The following is a 19,276-nucleotide window of genomic DNA, read 5'->3' on the forward strand; positions in this document are numbered from 1 at the left end:
CCGCCATAGGCCAACGGCGCTGATCACCCAGCCACTCACCAATATTCCGCCCAGAAATTCAGCCAAGTTGCTTAACGGTATTAGGGCTGAACTTAAGGGCAAAACGGGCATCCCACACCCCAGCGTTGTGGCGTTCGCAACAACTGCGGCAGGCCAGGCCCTTACGGCGGCGGCGGTAGGCAATTTTTTTGCCGCAGTTAGAACAACTGGCCCACCAGGCGGCAGCCTGCACCGGCAGGGGGTAGCTATGGCGCAAACTCACCTGGAAGCCAGGCTGGGCCTGATTTATGTGGGCCATGCGCGCCTTGAATTGGGGCCCATGCACCTCTTTCAAGCCCAACACCCGATCCACCCAGGCGTGGATCATTTCATGGCAAAGGGTGCTCAAAGTGGCCTCTGGCGGCAGGGGAACGAGCACCACCCGCGACAGCACAATTTCACTAATCCCTGGGCCAAAGCGGTAGAAGCCAGCGGTGCGGCTGAGGCGGCCATCACTCCAACGCAACAGCAAAGGGGGGTTAATTAAGGCGGCTAGGGAAGCATCGAAATATTGCCGATCTAAGCGATGAAACAGTGGTAGTAACGGTTCTAGGGGCATGGCTTGATTTTGACGCCAGCAAAAGGCCAACGCAATGGAACGCCGTCCTTCAGACTCACACCACTTCAACTCGCCCACCCGTGGATCTGGATTGGTCTGTTGTTCGAGGTTTAAGCAGCAAGTTGCTGCTGGCTGGTGCTGGCGCCTTACTGCTGTATTGGACCATCAGCGCCGTGAAGCTGGTGATCAGTGCCCGGGGCATCAATCCCTTGCTAAAGCAGTTCTTTAATCAAATTGCCTCTGGCCGGGTGGATGCCGCCTATCTCCTAACCACCAAAAGCTATCGGCAACATGTAAATAGGCAGCAGTTCATCCGTTTTCTGGCTGGTTTACAGCTGAATAAATATCGCAATTTGAAATCAGGGCGCCCCAGAATTCAAGAAGGCCAAATCATGCTCACGGTGAAGTTAAAAAGTGATGCCAAAGAAGAACTACCGCTTGATTTCACCTTTGTAAAACTTGAAGACAACTGGCGGGTGGAGCGGATCAACCGCTTGGATTCCTAAGCAGAGCTTTATTGATGGCTTCCGCTGCTGCCACCGCTAGGTATGAAGAGTTGCGGCGTGTATTAATCCAAGCCGCCCATGCCTACTACGTGCTGGATTCTCCAGCCATGGAAGATGCGGTTTACGACAGGCTTTATCGAGAATTATTAGAGCTAGAGGCAGCAAACCCAGGGCTAATCAGCGCCGATAGCCCAAGCCAACGGGTGGGTGGTGCACCAGCTGCGGGCTTCCAAAGCGTGGCCCATCGCATTGGCCTGCTGAGCCTTGATAACGCCTTCAACGCAGCTGAATTAACCAACTGGTACGCCAAATTGTTGCGGGTGCTCGAACTTAACCCCAGCACTGAATTAGCGCTGGTGGGGGAGCTGAAGATCGATGGCAATGCCCTAGCCCTTAGCTACGAAGCGGGGGTATTGGTGCGTGCCGCCACCCGCGGCGATGGCGAAAGCGGGGAAGACATCACCCCCAATGGCCGCACAATTCAAAGCGTGCCCCTCAGGCTTCACCTGGATAATCCACCGGCTTGGGTGGAGGTGCGGGGGGAGGCGTTTATTCCTGATTGCACCTTTGCTGCAATCAATGCCGAACGGGCTGGCCGCAATGAAGCCCTATTTGCCAACCCCCGCAATGCCTGCGCCGGCACCCTGCGGCAATTAAATCCCCAGGTGGTAGCCGCACGGAAACTGGATTTCTTTGCCTACACCCTGCACTTACCAAACGGCAGCGATAACCCCAGCAGCCAATGGGAAGCACTGCAGTGGCTAAAAAAAGCCGGCTTCAAGGTGAATCCAAACACCGCACTACTCGCCAATTTGCAAGCGGCTGAACAATTTTGTAGCGATTGGGAATTGAAGCGCCAGCAACTCGCCTATGCCACCGATGGGGTGGTGTTGAAATTAAACGAATTGCAGCTGCAGGCAGAGGCGGGCTTCACCCAAAAAGCACCACGCTGGGCGATCGCCCTGAAATATCCGGCTGAAGAGGCGCCAAGCCGTTTGCTACGGCTCAGCTGCCAGGTGGGTCGCACGGGGGTGATCACACCGGTGGCTGAATTTGAACCGGTAGCCCTTGCCGGCACCATGGTGAGCCGCGCCACCTTGCATAACGCCAACCGCCTAGCCGAACTTGATCTGCATGCCGGCGACACGATCGTGGTGCGCAAAGCGGGCGAAATCATCCCCGAGGTGGTGCGGGTGCTGATCGAACTAAGGCCCGCTGCTGCCATGGCCTTGGCCTTGCCCCACAACTGCCCCGAATGCGGCTCTGAGCTGATGCGCGAGGCGGATGAGGCCGCCACCCGCTGCATTAACAACAGTTGCCCAGCGATATTGCGGGGAACCCTGCGCCATTGGGTGAGCAAAGCGGCGATGGATGTGGATGGCCTCGGCTCAAAACTGATTGAACAGTTAGTGGAACAGGGCCTGGTGCGATCGATCGCTGATCTCTACCGGCTTGATGGAGCCCTGCTGGCCAGCTTGGAGCGCATGGGCCTGAAGAGCGCAGAAAACCTGGTGGCCGCTTTGCAGGCATCAAAACAAAAGCCCTGGCATCGGCAGCTTTATGGGCTTGGCATCCACCATGTGGGCGACGTGAACGCAAAAGCGCTAGCTAAAACTTTTAGATCTGTTGATGCCCTGGCAACTGCTGCAAGCGAAACGCCGGAATTGATCACCGAAGTGTTTGGCATTGGCACTGAAATCAGCCAAAGCCTGCAGCAATGGTTTGCCACCAATGCCAACATTGAATTAATTGAGCAGCTGCGTTCCATCGGTTTTAGCCTTAGGGATACAACAGAAACGGAATCAAACGAAGCGGCGCCATTGGCGGGTAAAACCTTTGTGATCACTGGAACATTGCCAAGCATGGGGCGCAGTGAAGCCCAGGAGTTGATCGAAGCAGCAGGCGGCAAGGTAACAAGTGCCGTTAGCAAAAAAACCAACTACCTAGTAGCAGGTGAGGAAGCGGGCAGCAAACTAAGCAAGGCGCAAAGCCTAGGGGTGCAAGTGCTGAGCGAGGAAAACCTAAAAGAAATGCTGCATAACCAAAACAAAAGCGTTTCATAACCTGCCCACAACGAATTGCAAAGTAATTCTTAACCAAAGCAATGCATCATCATAAAAGTTATAAGATTTTTTGTGAGCTTAACTTTCGTTGGCTTGAATCCTGCAACTGAAGCGGTTAACGGTGTAATAAATTTATCAGCACTTGGTGCTAACGCTGAGATAACAGCTTTTAATAGCAAAACAGGATATGGATACACGGTTGGTGGTGGTTCCGGTGCGATAATAGTATTAGATTTAAGGGATCCGTCTAAAGCAAAAGCGGTTGCAAAAGCTGCCCCAACAGTAACTGGTCAAACCCTTCAAAGTGCAGCAGTATTTGGAAATTTGCTGGCAGTAGCAGTACAAAATACTGTCAAAACAGAACCAGGTTTTGTTCAATTCTACAACCTAAGTGATCCAGCCCTGCCAGTGCATGTGAGCACGGTTACAGTTGGTGCACTGCCAGATATGGTTAAATTTAATGCAGATGGAACTAAACTTATTGTAACCAATGAAGGAGAACCCAATAGTGATTATACTATTGATCCAATTGGCTCAATCTCTTTAATCGATACTAGCAAATACAGCGGTACATCACCGATTGCACCCGCTCAAAGCAATGTAGCAACGGTAGATTTTAGTGCCTGGAACAATCGCAAAGAAGAACTTATAAACCGCGGCATAAGAATAACTGGAAAAACAGGCGTAACAACAAATCTTGCCCAAGATATTGAGCCGGAAGCAATTGCAATAGCAGCAGATGGTAAAACAGCTTACATTTCACTGCAAGAAAACAATGCAATTGCAGTTCTTGATATCAGCACTACCACCCCTAAAATAACTTCATTCTTTTCAGCCGGCATTCAAGATTGGGATCGGGGCTCAGCCACAGCTAAAAATTATAGCTATACTCTTTCTTATGCAAGAGGCAATTCAAATCTGCCAACAGGCGTTCAAGCTGGAGGCCTGTCAGGTTTAACATTTAGTGGAACAGAAACTATTGATGGTAAAAGCCTAGATATCTACTATTCCATCACAGACCGTGGGCCTAATGGAGCCATAGTTGATGGCAAACGACAATTTCTAGATCCAACATTTCAACCTACTATTTATAAACTTGGCATGGATCGTGCCACGGGTGCAGTAACCGAAATAAGCAAATTAGGTTTAAAACGCGCAGATGGAACGGCCTTAACAGGCCTACCTCAGCTTTCCGGCAAAGACGACATCCCCATCACAGCTAGCAATGCAGCCATTGCCTATGATCCCTTTGGCATAGATTCAGAAACAATTTCAGTATTCGAAACAAATATTGGAGGCGCAAATAAGAAAGTATTTGCGATTGGTGATGAGTATCGCGGCCAAATAGCAATATTTGATTTCACAACAGGTAACCTGATCCAGCGCTACATTCCCTCAGGACAAAAAGCATTACTACAAACCCAACACAATGTGGGTGGAGCAACTCCAATTGGGGCTGAAACAATTGATAGTCTTCCTGCGATATACGGCAACCGATGGAGTAATCGCGGAATTGAAGGAATGGCATACAACAGCAAAGATGGTTTGCTTTATGCATTCATTCAAAGCCCTCTAGATGTTGATAGCAATAATGATGGAGTGGTGGCTGAGCGAAGCAAATCTCAATTAACCAGAATTCTTGCAGTGAATCCTGCAACGGGCGCAGCGGTTAAGGAGCACTTTTATCTTCTAAGCGGCCGTTTAAACCAGGACAAAATTGGTGATGTTGCCTACGACGCCAGCCGCGATGTGTTCCTTGTTATGGAAAGAGATAGTTCAAGATTAATCGATGGCTTTAAACATGTATATGAAGTAGACATGCGTGGCGCCACTAATACTTTAGCAATAACCACGGCAACTAATCAAACTACTGATGGCTGGCTGAAGAAAATAAATGTTGCTAGCCCCGAATTACTAGATAACACATTAACACTTGTAGACGGCGTATATAAATCATCTAGTGCTGATTTGCTAGCTGCAGCAGGTATTAAAATTGTAAACAAGGTTGAACTATTCAACCTACCTTCAGTGGGTGGCAGCCTTGGCTTCGATAAACCCGAAGGCTTAACCATAAGAGATGATGGTTCCTTAGTAATCAATTACGACAACGACTTCGGCCTTGAAGGGGCAAATGGAAACGCCTTTACAGTTGTTAACTTCAGCGACCCTGGATTAGATACAGAAGATGAAAACTCAGCAAAAGTTAAAGACGGTTTTATTCCAGCCAAAAACCATGATGTTTATGGCCTAGTAATGCCAGATGGCCTAGCAACAATGAGTTATAAAGGGCAAACATTTATTTTAGCTGCTGGTGAAGGGGATGATCGCAATGATTTCCTCAATCCAGACGAAACAGAAAGAGTTTCAGCATTACTTACGGCGGCAACAACTGCAAATGCCACAACCGCGCAAAAAGCGGGTTTAACAGCAACAAACTCGGCTAGGCTAGCAGTATTCAAAAATGCTGGCGATTATGATGCTGATGGATTTATAGACCAAGCCTACACACATGGATCAAGATCCTTAAGAATATTTGATTCCAAAGGCAACGTTGTATTTGATTCAGGATCTGCCCTTGAAGATTTAGCTAATAGCAAAGGGGTGTATCCAGTTAATGATCGTGAAGATGCAAAGGGTGTTGAGCCAGAAATGGTTGAAGTAGCGATTATTAACGGACGGACCTATGCATTTGTAGCACTTGAGCGCACTACAACAAGCCTTGCTGCAATATTTGATGTTACAAACCCATATAAGCCACTAGCAATAGACCCAATCCAATTTCCTGGCGCAAAGCGAATTGAGGGGCTCACATTTCTCACTGCTAATGATAAGCGCTATGTAATAGCTTCAAGTGAAGATAACGATGTTGTATCAGTACAAGAAACAAGTCTACCAACAAATTTCAAACTGCAATTGCTGCATTTGGCAGATGGTGAGGCCGGGTTGTTGGCCTCACAAACAGCACCTTATCTTGCAGCTTTAATTGAAGGTTTTGAAAGCTCCTATTCAAATAACCTAATTTTAGCTGGAGGTGACAACTTCATACCAGGACCCTTTGCTAATGGAGGAACCGATATAAGTGTACGTGATGAATTAAATGCAACTACGGGCTCAACAATTAGTTTAGCTGCAACAACTAACCATCCAACATTTGCAGTGGATATAGCTATTCATAATATCTTGGGTGTTGAAGCTTCAACTATTGGCAACCATGAGTTCGACCTAGGCTCAAGGGTTTTTAAGGATAGTTTTACAGCAGGATCTGGGTGGGTTGGTGCACAATTCCCTTACCTTTCAGCTAATCTTGATTTCAGCGCAGATGCCGATCTAAAAACAAGTTTTACAGACACTGTTGCCACTGCTGGCCTAGAAACTGCAAGCAGCCTGAAAGGCAAGATTGTTCCATCAGCAATTATAGAAAAAAATGGTGAGAAGATTGGTTTAGTTGGAGCAACAACTCAGGTTATTGAACAGATATCATCAACTGGCGGTGTAGAAGTAAAAGGATTTGCTGGCGATGGCAGCGAGAAAGATAATATGGTTTTGCTTGCAAGCCAGCTACAACCTGTAATTGATGATCTAATAAATCAGGGCGTAAACAAGGTGATCCTCATGGCTCACCTACAACAAATTAACAATGAAAAAACCCTTGCACCACTTCTTAAAGGTGTAGATATTATCCTCGCAGCAGGATCAAATACTCGCTTGGGTGATAGCAACGATGTTGCGGTTGCGTTCCCTGGCCATGCTGCCAATTTTGCTGATAAATACCCGCTGCTAACGGCGGGCGCAGACGGGGCACCAACAGTAATTATTAATACTGATAATGAATACACCTATCTAGGTAGATTAGTTGTTGATTTTGATTCCCAAGGCAAAATAATTCCAGCAAGCATAGATCCATTAATCAGCGGTGCCTATGCTGCAACTGCTGCAAATGCAGCGAAGGCTTGGGGAGTGGCAGAAGCTGAACTTACAACAACTGCTTTTGCAGAAAACAGCAAGGCAGAGAATGTTCAAGATCTAACTGATGCTGTTCAAGAAGTTATAAGTTCAAAAGATGGACAAATTTGGGGTTACAGCAATGTTTACCTTGAAGGCGAACGCAATATTGTTCGCAATCAGGAAACAAATTTAGGTAATCTTAGCGCAGATGCAAATCTTGCATTTGCCAAATCTGTTGATCCAACAGTGGTTCTCTCCCTAAAAAATGGGGGTGGCATTAGATCACAAATTGGTTCTATTGATGTTGTAAGTGGAGCAAAAACAACCACCACCGCAAATTCCACTGCAAACAAAGCTGCAGGAGCAATTTCAACCCTAGATATTGAAAACTCACTAAGGTTTAATAATTCACTTTCGCTGGTAACAATAACAGCTACTAAATTAAAGGAATTACTTGAGCATGGCGTTGCAGCTACACCAAATCAAGGCAGATTTCCTCAAGTTAGCGGAGTTTCTTTCAGCTACGACCTAACAAAACCAGCTGGCAGCCGCATCGTGAGTGCCACCATAGAAGATAGCGAGGGTGGAGATCTTGATGTGGTGGTTCTAGGGGGGAATCTAGTTGGTGATCCAAACAGATCCTTCCGCATGGTTACATTAAACTTCCTTGCAGGTGGAGGCGATAGTTATCCTTTTGCCAAAGATAATGTAGGCGAAAACAGAATTGATTTGTTAAAAACTGGAGCACCAAAAACTGGTTCTGCCACTTTTGCAGATAACGGATCAGAGCAAGATGCTTTAGCAGAATTCCTTAAAACAAATTATCCAACACTTCAAAACGCCTTTAGTAAATCAGAAACCACGGACAAATTAGACACACGCATTCAAAATCTAGCCGTAAGAAATGATGAGATAATTGATCCTGTAAGAGTTGGAACAACAGGTGATGACAATGCAATTCCAGGCCAAACAACAATTGCTGGATTTAATGGAAAACTAGATCAATTATTTACAGGCGCTGGCAATGACACAGTTGACACGGCCATAGCAAGTGGATACGAAAATAAAATATTCACCGGATCAGGAGTTGATACTATTTTCGCCAGCAGCAGAGATATTATTACTGGGGGAAGCGGTAATGATGAACTTTATGCCTACAATGGTGATAATAATCGTCTTAGCGGCGGCACTGGAAACGACAATTTCTACCTTGGCAGCTCTGGCAATCGTGCCCTAGGCGGCGACGGCAACGATGTATTCAACGTTGGTGGTGAAGCAGGCACCAACTACATCAATGGTGGTGCCGGCGTTGATCAGTTCTGGCTAGTGAGTGGTTCTAAAGACCTGCCCGCTGCCAAACAATTCGTGATGGATTTCACCCCAGGCGAAGATAAAGTTGGCCTGCGCGGATATAGCTTTGCGGATTTGAGTTTCACTCAAGCCGGCAGCGATACCCTTCTAACCATCGCCAGCACCGCCGTTGGACATTTCAGCAACACCAGTGCTAGTGCACTGAACAATGCCAATAACTTTGCCTTCTGAAATTAGGATTGATTCTGGATGTATTTCAGAAAACACCGCAATTAAGTTCAACTAGATAGTATTAGTAAGATAAACGAGTTGTTTATCAAGAGATTAAGACTTAATTAGTTCTTATTCATCATCTTTACTTCCCATGAGCACACACACCAACCACAACTCAATCACCACCGAGCAACAGTTCATATCTTTGATTACTAGCTATGCATCATCAAAGTCTACAATCGCGTCCTTCTCTAACACCGCGCCATTCGACCCCACCTACGCACGCGGCCTGAGAGCGACGGTTGGCACCGACACATTCCAATGGAATGTTGACACCCACGCAGGTAATCCAAGCAACAACACAGGACCTCACGCCACACGCAATGGCGCTAACTTGAGCTTCACTGCTAATGAACTTCAGGCCTTGACCGCCCATCCAAAAACGATCGGTCAAGTAACAGCCTTAATTCCTGAGGCAAGCACTGCCAATGATGCCTTTGAGCGTATTGATGGCAAGAGTGGTGATACGGCGTTTCCCTATGCAAAATTCAAAGCATTGGCTACTGTTGGTGAAATTGATCCAGTAACTAAAAAAGCTTTAACCGGCTACCCAGACGGCAATGCAGCCTGGCTTAAAGATAACGACACAGTTCGTGTTGCATATCAGAGTGAATCCTATGCAACGATGTCGAATCAAACATACGGCTGGGAAATGAGCAGCGGTGTTAAATTTACAGGATCACATATTCATACAATCGATTATGATCGAGCAAAATTTGCAGACTTCCTAGACAACGGCTCCTCAGCGAGCGAAATGTTTAAAGCTTCGGGCAATCTTTTTAATAAAGTTTATAACGTATTTGGCCAAGAAGTTACCAAGAAAAATACTACCAAAACTGATTTAGCTGCAAAATGGGGAAATCAAACCAATCCCGATGGCACATTAGTTGAATTTATTGCAGGTAGTCCTGCAAGCGGCACAACGGCTGCTGTAAAAGACATGCGCCTTACCGAAGGCGATTTCTTCTTCCATTCATTCTGTGGATCTTGGTACGAGCCAGCTAATAAATACGGCACTGAAATTGGCTTCAAAGATGATATTTGGCTAACGGGAGAAGAATGGAATATCGGCAGAAGTATGTTTGCAGATCCTGATGGCAGCACTGGACCCCTAACCGGAACAGACGTAGCCAATGGCACCATGGGCCTTGCTTCCATGGTTGTGGATGTTAAAAACGGTGTTGCCTACACGGCACCGGCCCTAGGCCAAGCAGGCTATGAAAAATTAATGCCAATCAACCCTGGTAATAGCAGAGATTTCGTAGTAATTGTTGCTTCGGGATACAACCATGATATGCAGGTTGCTCCTCTTAAAGTTTATGTTGGCCGCAAGGGTTTAGATGCAGCAGGTAATGCAATTACTGATTCTGCTAATGCAAGGGATAAATTTCTAGCTAATAATGGTTTGCTTTATGGGCAACTTTATGGCATGGCAGCAAGCGCTGCCACCTATCAAACACTTGGTATCACAACTGTTGATGCGGATGCCAAGATGCTTGATGCATATCTCACCAACAAAGCAGCACCAGCAAACTTTGATGCCCGCTTCTACCCAACTACCTTTCGTTGGAATGGATTTGACACTCCAGAAGCTGTAAAAGACACTGAAATGTTACTTTGGCAGAAAGATGGTGATACCCCAACTGGTGGAACAGCCGAAGCAAATCTTCAACCCACTGGTTATACGTATTTTAATAGTGACACCAAAGTTGAGCATCCAGCGGCCGATCCAGATATCACTAAATCACGTTACTTTCAAAATCACACCGCAACAGGTGGCCTATTAGCAGTTGATTTCACAAGTTCAATCCTTGCAGATTTAAACTTAACTAACAACGACAAAGACAACAACAAACTACCCGACTATTTATCTGCCAAAGTTACTCGTGCACTCGCTGGAGTTGATGGCGCCCTGAAGGTTGATGTGGGTGGCAAAGGTGTGGCTCACTTTGACGCAACAGTTAATCCAACAGGAGCAAAAACAGCTTCAATTCATGTAGGTGCAAACAAAGCTCAATTGGTAGCACCAGACGGATTAATCTGGACCAAATCATCAGATGGCGATGTTCTAATTCTTGATGAAGATTCCGGAAATGCCTATGGCGAGAGAAAGATTGCCCTCGTAGTTAATCCCACCACGTTAAATGTTACGCCTGATGGCACTGGCTATTTTATCGCTCAAGCTGGTGGCTCAAAAAACCCTCGCGCAACAGATAAAGTTGCGGCAATGGAGGGAACCTATCAATCCGCCAGAGGAGCTGAGTTTTCTGGCTCATGGGACGTAACTGCACTTGTTGCCCGTAAAGACAATGGTAGTTTTTATTCCACTGAAGAACTAAAAGGGGGTGGTGCTCAAATTGTTGAACAATCACGCCCACTATCAGAACACCTATTCATTGGTGTAGTTCAACAACCCGGAGAATCAGGTGGTCAAGTAGCTGCACAGAAGGCAGATTATGGCGGTCAAATATTCCAATTCAGTTTGGATCTTCCCAATGTGGCTCCTAAACCAGTGTTGGGTACCAACGGCGACGACAAACTGCTGGTAGCAGATGCAAGCAAAGGTGCAGCAATGATAATGAATACCATCATCACAGGCTCAGGAAACGACGAGGTTGAAATCGCAGCCAACCGTGGTTTTGAAAATAAAGTATTCTCTGGTTCTGGCGTAGATACTATTTTTGCCGGAACACGTGACGTAATCACTGGTGGCAGTGGAAACGACGAACTTTATGCCAATGGTGGCAATGGAAACCGCTTAAGCGGCGGCACTGGAAACGACAACTTCTACCTTGGCAGCTCAGGTAATCGTGCCCTAGGCGGCGACGGCAACGATGTGTTCAACGTTGGTGGTGAAGCTGACACCAACTACCTCAATGGTGGTGCCGGCGTTGATCAGTTCTGGCTAGTGAGTGGTTCTAAAGACCTGCCCGCTGCCAAACAATTCGTGATGGATTTCACCCCAGGCGAAGATAAAGTTGGCCTGCGCGGATATAGCTTTGCGGATTTGAGTTTCACTCAAGCCGGCAGCGATACCCTTCTAACCATCGCCAGCACCGCCGTTGGACATTTCAGCAACACCAGTGCTAGTGCACTGAACAATGCCAATAACTTTGCCTTCTGAAATTAGGATTGATTCTGGATGTATTGCAAAATACATCAATACTAAATTGAGCAAGATAGTATTAAAAAGATAAACGTGAAGTTTATCCAGAGATTAAGACTTAACTTCCTACCTACTTCCACCCTTTTTATTCTTCAATCATGGCAAAAAACGTAATTCTGATCATTGGCGATGGCATGGGTTGGGAAATGTCCCGCGCAAGTGGCATTTACAATCAAGTGAAAATTGAAATTGATGGTCTTTTAAAGGCAGGCAAAACCGCTGCAGAAATTACTACAACATTTTCAACTAGAACTCTCGATTCTTATTACACATCAGGAAAAGGTTCAGGTACACCGTACCAGTTGTTTGAAGGATACCAATTAGCAACAACAGGATCAACCTATATTGATGGAAGCACAAATAATAGTGCGCTGCAGGGATCTACAGCAACTCACAACACAGGTGATGCACCTGTTCGCCCAGGCTTTAATTTTGATCCAACAGTAAATTACGTAAATTTTCTTCAATCAAAGGGTGGTGATCTACCGTGGGATGCTGATTACTACGCAGATAGAGGTAAAACTTCTGTTGGATTCGATCCAGAATACATAAAAAAAGATTATCCCGATTCAGCTAACACAGCATCAACATTATATGGTGGTGAAAAAACATATAATGGAGCAATTTCAGTTGATATTCATGAGCGTGGTTTCGAAACCATTCTTGAGCAAGCAAAGAATCAAAATAAATCTGGTGGCGTTGTAACATCTGTTCCAATTAACCACGCTACCCCAGCTGCAGCGATATCCCATGTAAATAGCAGAAATAAATATCAAGAATCTTCTAATGCGGGCAAATTTGGAGTTGACGGTCATCCGCTCGATCTAATAGATAATATCCTTGATGATATTTTATTTATTGGCAAACCTCAAGTAGTATTGGGAGGTGGCAATCCTGCTGGTGGCGAAACATACGTAAACAATAAAACTATTGCTGCTCTCGTAGCCGGAACATATCAAGAAAGCAAACAAACAATAACCGGTAAAGATGCAACTGGAAAAGATATTATAACGACAACTCCATTCGGTAAAACAGTCTCAGATGAGGGCTGGAAAGTTGTTGCTCGCCCTGATAATTATACTGATGCCAATAAGGATAAATCTGGTTTAGAAATCCTTGAGGCCGCAGTTACCGCATTTGATCCAGAAAAGGGTCAACTAATGGGTATTTACGGTGCAAAAGGCCAAGGTGGTAACCTTCCATGGCGTACAGCAGATAGTGATTATTCAGCAACAGGTACCGGTGCTTACGTTGATAACTCAAACACAACAGCCACAAACACCGCGCTATCTGGAGCTGCGTTAGCTGCCGAACTCAAGCAAAATCCAACGGTTGCGCAACTTACAGAACAAGCCCTAAAAGCCCTGGGTAAAGATAAAGATGGCTTCTGGTTAATGATTGAGGTTGGTGATATTGATTGGGCAGCACATGCTACAAACATGGATTTATTACTTGGTACCCAACATGATATCAATGATGTAACAAATACCGTTACGAAATGGGTTGAGGCAAATGGGGGCTGGTCGCAAAACCAAGTTATGGTTACTGCAGATCATGATCATTACCTTACTCTTTTACCCAACTATCCAAAAGAAGTTGCTGAATCAATCCTCCTCAGTATTGCTGCAGGTACAACCGGAACAAACGAAGCAACAACCGGAACTAATACCGGTTATGACATATCATTAAACCCAACATTAACAAAAAGTGGCACAAGCCAATGGAAAGCCGGAGATGCAGAAAAGGTTGGTCATTTCTGGGGTACAACAACAAAGCTTGCAGATGCATCTACTGGAATTGGAGATGGCTGGTGGACACATACTCAGCGTCCAGTACCTCTTTATTACAAGGGTGAGGGAAGCGAAATTGTTGATCTGTTCGTAAGTACAGGTATTGAAGCCTATGGCACAGTGATTAAGGGTATACCTGGTTTCGTAGACCAAGCACACGTTGCTAATGCAATGAATTCAATTTTACTGGGTGGCAGCACAGCGGAAGCACGCTTATTAAATGCCCAAGAATCAGTAGTAAGCCCAGTAGTTTCATTTACAAGTGCAAACGATAACCTAATTGCTGCTAACAATGAAGCTCAATTAACATTTAAATCAAATACTATATTTACAGGAGGCGGGGAAGACATGGTTGATAGTTCCTTAAATAAGGGATTTCAAAATACAATTTTCACTGGATCTGGTGCAGATACTATATTCAGCAGTAATGGCGACATTGTAACAGGTGGAAGCGGCAATGATTCACTTTATGCCGAAGCTGGAAACAATAACCGCCTCAGTGGTGGAGCCGGAAACGATACCATTTATATCGGAAGCACTGGAAACCGTGCCCTTGGTGGTGATGGTGCAGACATTATTAATATCGGCGGAGAAGCTGGCACCAATTACCTCAATGGTGGTGCAGGTGCAGACCAATTCTGGCTAGTGAGTGGTTCTAAAGACCTGCCCGCTGCCAAACAATTCGTGATGGATTTCACCCCAGGCGAAGATAAAGTTGGTCTGCGCGGATATAGCTTTGCTGATTTGAGTTTCACTCAAGCCGGCAGCGATACCTTACTTACCATAGGCGCAACTGCTGTTGGCCATTTCAGCAACACCAGTGCAAGCGCACTGAACAACACCAATAACTTTGCCTTCTAATTAAGCACCATCCTTTAATTGGCTGATATTCCCCCCTAATCAGGGGGGATTTTTATAATTTAGTTATTTACCACCAATCACCAAGTTGAACCATGCCTGCACTATTTAGCACCAGCTATAGCCAAGATTTCAACAGCTTGGCTGCAAGTGGAACAGCTAATGCATGGGAAAATGATAAAACCATTCCTGGTTGGCATTTATTTCGCCAACCAGCAAGCACCCCCGTTGCGATTGCTGCATATAACGCCGACACAGGTGCTACTAACACCGGAAGTTTTATTAGCTATGGATCAGTAGACAATAGTGATCGGTCTTTAGGCGGTTTAGCTTCAGGGGGTACTTATTTTGGTGCACCAGCATCAGCGGCGGTAGCCGGCTGGATAGCTCTTTCACTTAAAAATCAAAGTAGTTCCAATATCAGTTCTCTAACTATTGGCTTCAGTGGTGAACAGTGGCGAAACGGTGGTAACGCAGAAACACAAAGTATGTTGATGGAATATGGCTATGGCACTAATTTTAGTGACGTATCAACTTGGAACAAACCAGCAAGTTCATTTAAAAACTTCACATCTCCCATTGCCACCACAACAGCAGCGGCCGTTGATGGCAATAATGCAGGTAAAATATCAAGCCTTGGTGGTAACCTCGATCTAACAACAACCCCCTGGACCCCAGGATCTAACCTTTGGCTGCGTTGGATAGATAATAATGATACCGGCAATGATCACGGCTTAGCTATTGACGATTTAAGCATAACAACTTCAACTCCTACACCTACACCTACACTTCCAGTTATATCAATAGCTTCACCTGATGCCTCTTCCGGTGAATTTGGCGATGCCGCTAGCCTACGAATCAGCCGAACTGGTACAACCACCTCTGCATTAGAAGTGCAATTAAGCTTGCGCAGTGGAGATGCGCTAGCCACAAATGCGGATCTTAAAACTGAATTGCCCGCATCACTAACAATTCCTGCCGGTGCAGCAAGTATTGATTTAGCCATTGAAGCATTAGATGATTCCATCAGTGAAGCCACTGAAAATCTAATAGTTGAAATTAAAGCTGCTGGCACATACAGCATTTTAGAAACAGCTGGAAACGCAACAGTAGCAATAATTGACAACGACAGAATTAGTAAAATATCTGCAATTCAGGGCAACTCAACTGCAACTCCTTTGCTTAACCAAAGCGTTACACTTAGTGCTATCGTAGTTGGAGATTTCCAATTAACAAGCGAACTAGGTGGTTTCTTCCTTCAAGAAGAGCTTAGTGATTGGGATACTAGTTCTTTAACTTCTGAGGGTATTTATGTAGCCTACCCGTTCTCAGGAACCAACGTTAATGTGGTAATTGGTGATCGTGTAATTCTCACTGGAACTGTTGGTGAACTCTTTAATCAAACCGCAATTACCACTGTTAATGCTCTAAAAGTAGACTCCCAAGCGCGCTTAGGTGATACACAGCGTGTTGATGTTCCCGACCTACTAGCTCAACGCACCAATAGCCTTGATCTAGAGCCCTTCGAGGGGATGTGGGTGCGCTTTCCCGAGAAATTAACTGTTAATGGCTTATATGGTCAATTCCGTTTTGGAGAAATTGAATTAAGCGCTGTTGGTTTACCCCAGCAACCCACTAATGTGATGGCACCTGGTGCAGCTGCCTACGCAGCTGAGCTTGCTACAGCTAAGCTTGAATTAGTTTTAGATGATGGCAGCAACAGTAGCTATCGCCCCGCATCTGCAGCAACACCTGCCGCACCAGTACGCGATCAATTACTGCGACGCGGAGATAGTATTAAAGCCGTAGAGGGAATCATTAGCTACGGTTTTGATAAGTACCGCCTGCAACCAACTACAGCACTTTCATTTACAACAGAAAACCCAAGACCAGCAGCTCCAATTGCAGCAAAAACTGGAGAAGTAAGGATCGCAAGTTTTAATGTATTAAATACATTTAGCACACTAAATACAACCGGAGCTTTAGTGGGGAGCACGGGGCTAGCTCCTAGAGGTGCAAACACAGCTGAAGAGTTAGAACGGCAACTCAGCAAACTTACGGTTGCACTTAATGGCTTAAAAGCAGATATTATTGGTTTAATGGAGTTGGAAAACGATTCAGATGATAAAACCCTGAAAACAATTGTTGATCGCCTCAATGCTTCCCAAGCCAGCGGATCCACAGCCAACTATAGCTTTATACCCACGGGAACAATTGGAACAGATGCAATAAAAGTTGGCATAATATACAACAATAAAGTTGTTACACCGTCTGCAAATGGCAAAGCAATTCTAACCGATTCCAGCTTTACTGATCCACTCTCAAGTGGCGTATCTAAAAATCGTCCAGCTCTAGCTCAAGCATTTAGCGAAACAGCCACTGGCGAAGTTGTTAACGTAGTTGTAAATCATCTCAAATCAAAAGGTGCCGGGGGAGATACGGGGCTTGATGTGGATCAAAAAGATGGCCAAGCTGCCTTTAATGCAACCCGCACTGCTGCAGCCAAAAAACTACTCGATTGGATCTCCACAAAACCAACGGGTAATAGCGATGCTGATTGGATAATCCTGGGTGATATTAATGCCTATGCAAAAGAAGATCCAATCAAAGTTTTTGAAGCAGCCGGTTATCGAAATGCATTGCCATCATTTACAGCTGAACCCGCCTCAAGCTACGCCTTTTATAACCCTGTTGATATGAGTGGGGCCTTGGATCATATGATGATATCTGCTCCATTAGTTAAACAGGCAATCAAGGCAGATGATTGGAATATAAATTCAGCTGAGGGTTCTTTCCGCGATTACAACCGAGATACCAACAGCAATGGCAACGCAACTGTTCGCGATTTCTATGCGGTTGATCCCTATCGCACCTCAGATCATGATCCTGTAATCCTGGATTTAGATCTGGGCCGCGCTTTACCTACAGGGCTCAAATTCAATCACGGCGTTGCTTCTGGTGACCCATATGCAAATTCCGTTATCCTTTGGAGCCGCATTTCACCAGCCAAAGATTTCGCTGGCCTTATTGATGTTCAGTGGGAGATATCTAAATCAGCTAGCTTTAGTGCTGGATCAATAGTTGATAGTGGAGTATTCAGCACAAGCGCCGCCCGCGATTGGACAGTGAAAGTTGAGGCTGATGGCCTCAGCGCGGATACCGACTATTTCTATCGCTTCCGTAGTGGTGATTTAATCTCTGAAATTGGTAAAACCAAAACACTTCCTGTTGGTTCCGATCCAGTTCGATTAGCCGTATTCTCATGTGCAAATTTCACCGCAGCTGAGCAATTCTCAGCATACGGGCGTGCAGCTTCTGAACATGAAAAAACTCCCTATGATGCCCTTTTACATCTAGGCGACTATATCTATGAATACGGTGCCGGTGGTTATGGAGCAGCTGAATCCGCAGCAACTAGCCGTGGTTTTGAACCAAATCGAGAGATAGTAAGCCTAGAAGATTACCGTTTACGTTATGCCCAATATCACAGTGATTTAAATCTACAAAGACTACGTTCTTCTGCGCCATTAATTGCAATTTGGGACGATCACGAAACCGCAAATGATAGTTGGGCTGGTGGAGCTCAAAATCACCAAACAGAAACCGAAGGGGAATGGCAAACCAGGCGTGATGCTGCTCTCAAGGCCTACCATGAATGGTTACCTATTCGCGAGCCTGGCTTACGCCAGGCAAGTGATGGAGCTACTGCACTATCACCACTTAGCCAAGGCTATCGGAGCTTTAACTTTGGAGATGTGTTGTCTTTACACATCCTTGAAACAAGGCTTACCGCAAGAGATGAACAGCTTGAATATCCCGATGCTGCTGCTGTACAAGCCCGAATTGGCGCTATCCTCGCAAATCCAACGCTCACTGCTACCTATGCAACTAATTATAAATTAACCGCTCCTAAATCTGCAGCAGATGTTCCAACCTTCGGCGCAGCTCTTGCGCAACCTGTTACGCAAGAGCTAGTTTTTGCTGCAGTACAGAAAGCATTAGGTGATCCAGAGAGAGATTTAATTGGAGATACACAATTAGCCTGGTTGCAAACTCAACTTGCAACTTCAAAAGCTCCTTGGCAAATACTTGGCCAGCAGGTACTAATGCAATCAATGGCCGTACCGGCAGAATTATTACTTGATCCAGGTAATCCAGCCCTGTTAGATAAATATGCAGCACCGCTCCAAAAACTTGCCACTGGCACAGCCTTTGCAAACCTACCCGCAGCTGAGCAAGCATTGTTTGCAGAAGCGGCAAAGATTCCTTATAACCTCGATGCTTGGGATGGTTATGGAGTTGAGAGGGAAACAATTCTCCAAAGTGCCCTTGCGCTCGGCAAAAAGTTAATAAGCTTGGCAGGAGATACCCATAATGCTTGGGCTGGCGTTTTAGATACTTTTACAGCCGCACCCTCTGGCAATAAACCAGCAGGAACAGTAGTTGGTGTTGAATTTGCCACCCAGGGTGTTACATCACCTGGCTTTGAAAAATATTTACCTGGCGGAGATGCTTACATCAGGGCCAAGTATCCTGCAGTTGATGGTTTAGATGGTATTTTCACAGGCTATGTGAATGGTTTAAAATACGCTGATTTAAATCGTAGAGGCTACCTAGATCTCACAGTGAGCCCAGCTGCTGCAGTTGGCACATTTATATTCACAGATGGGGCTACAGAAACTGTAGTAGCAGATGCCAAACTAAATATTGCCTTAAATTCTGCACCAAAAACAATTAGCTGGTTACCTTCCTGGCACGAACTTGAT

7 protein-coding genes are annotated in these 19,276 nt (G+C 45.6%); 6 read left to right on the top strand and 1 reads right to left on the bottom strand.

The window, feature by feature from the left end; genetic code table 11:
• Positions 1–58: 58 nt before the first annotated feature.
• Positions 59–598: a SprT family zinc-dependent metalloprotease gene (locus tag KBY68_RS07210; protein WP_106499703.1), complete on the bottom strand. Its 540-nt coding sequence runs from the start codon at positions 596–598 to the stop codon at positions 59–61.
• 86 nt (positions 599–684) lie between these two features.
• Between KBY68_RS07210 and KBY68_RS07215 the strand changes: the two genes are divergently transcribed.
• The 6 genes from KBY68_RS07215 to KBY68_RS07240 form a co-directional block, all read left to right on the top strand.
• Complete coding sequence (locus KBY68_RS07215) at positions 685–1,104, top strand: hypothetical protein (protein WP_106499704.1); 420 nt, start codon at positions 685–687, stop codon at positions 1,102–1,104.
• A gap of 14 nt (positions 1,105–1,118) precedes the next feature.
• Positions 1,119–3,167, top strand: a complete 2,049-nt coding sequence (ligA, locus tag KBY68_RS07220; RefSeq protein ID WP_255096524.1) for an NAD-dependent DNA ligase LigA — start codon at positions 1,119–1,121, stop codon at positions 3,165–3,167.
• Positions 3,168–3,260: 93 nt separating this feature from the next.
• Positions 3,261–8,654 (top strand): choice-of-anchor I domain-containing protein, encoded by a 5,394-nt coding sequence (locus KBY68_RS07225; RefSeq protein WP_255096525.1) that lies wholly within the window; start codon positions 3,261–3,263, stop codon positions 8,652–8,654.
• A 133-nt stretch (positions 8,655–8,787) separates the two neighbouring features.
• The gene (locus tag KBY68_RS07230) at positions 8,788–11,820 is read left to right on the top strand and encodes a calcium-binding protein (protein ID WP_255096526.1); all 3,033 of its coding nucleotides are present in this window, start codon (positions 8,788–8,790) and stop codon (positions 11,818–11,820) included.
• Between the two features lie 140 nt (positions 11,821–11,960).
• Positions 11,961–14,513 carry an alkaline phosphatase gene (locus KBY68_RS07235; RefSeq protein ID WP_255096527.1) on the top strand — a complete coding sequence of 851 codons (2,553 nt, stop codon included), beginning with the start codon at positions 11,961–11,963 and terminating at the stop codon, positions 14,511–14,513.
• Between the two features lie 92 nt (positions 14,514–14,605).
• A partial coding sequence (locus tag KBY68_RS07240) for an ExeM/NucH family extracellular endonuclease (RefSeq protein WP_255096528.1) occupies positions 14,606–19,276 on the top strand: 4,671 nt, incomplete at its 3' end.

The organism is Synechococcus lacustris Maggiore-St4-Slac (assembly GCF_024345595.1).
GTDB classification, from domain to species: domain Bacteria; phylum Cyanobacteriota; class Cyanobacteriia; order PCC-6307; family Cyanobiaceae; genus Synechococcus_D; species Synechococcus_D lacustris.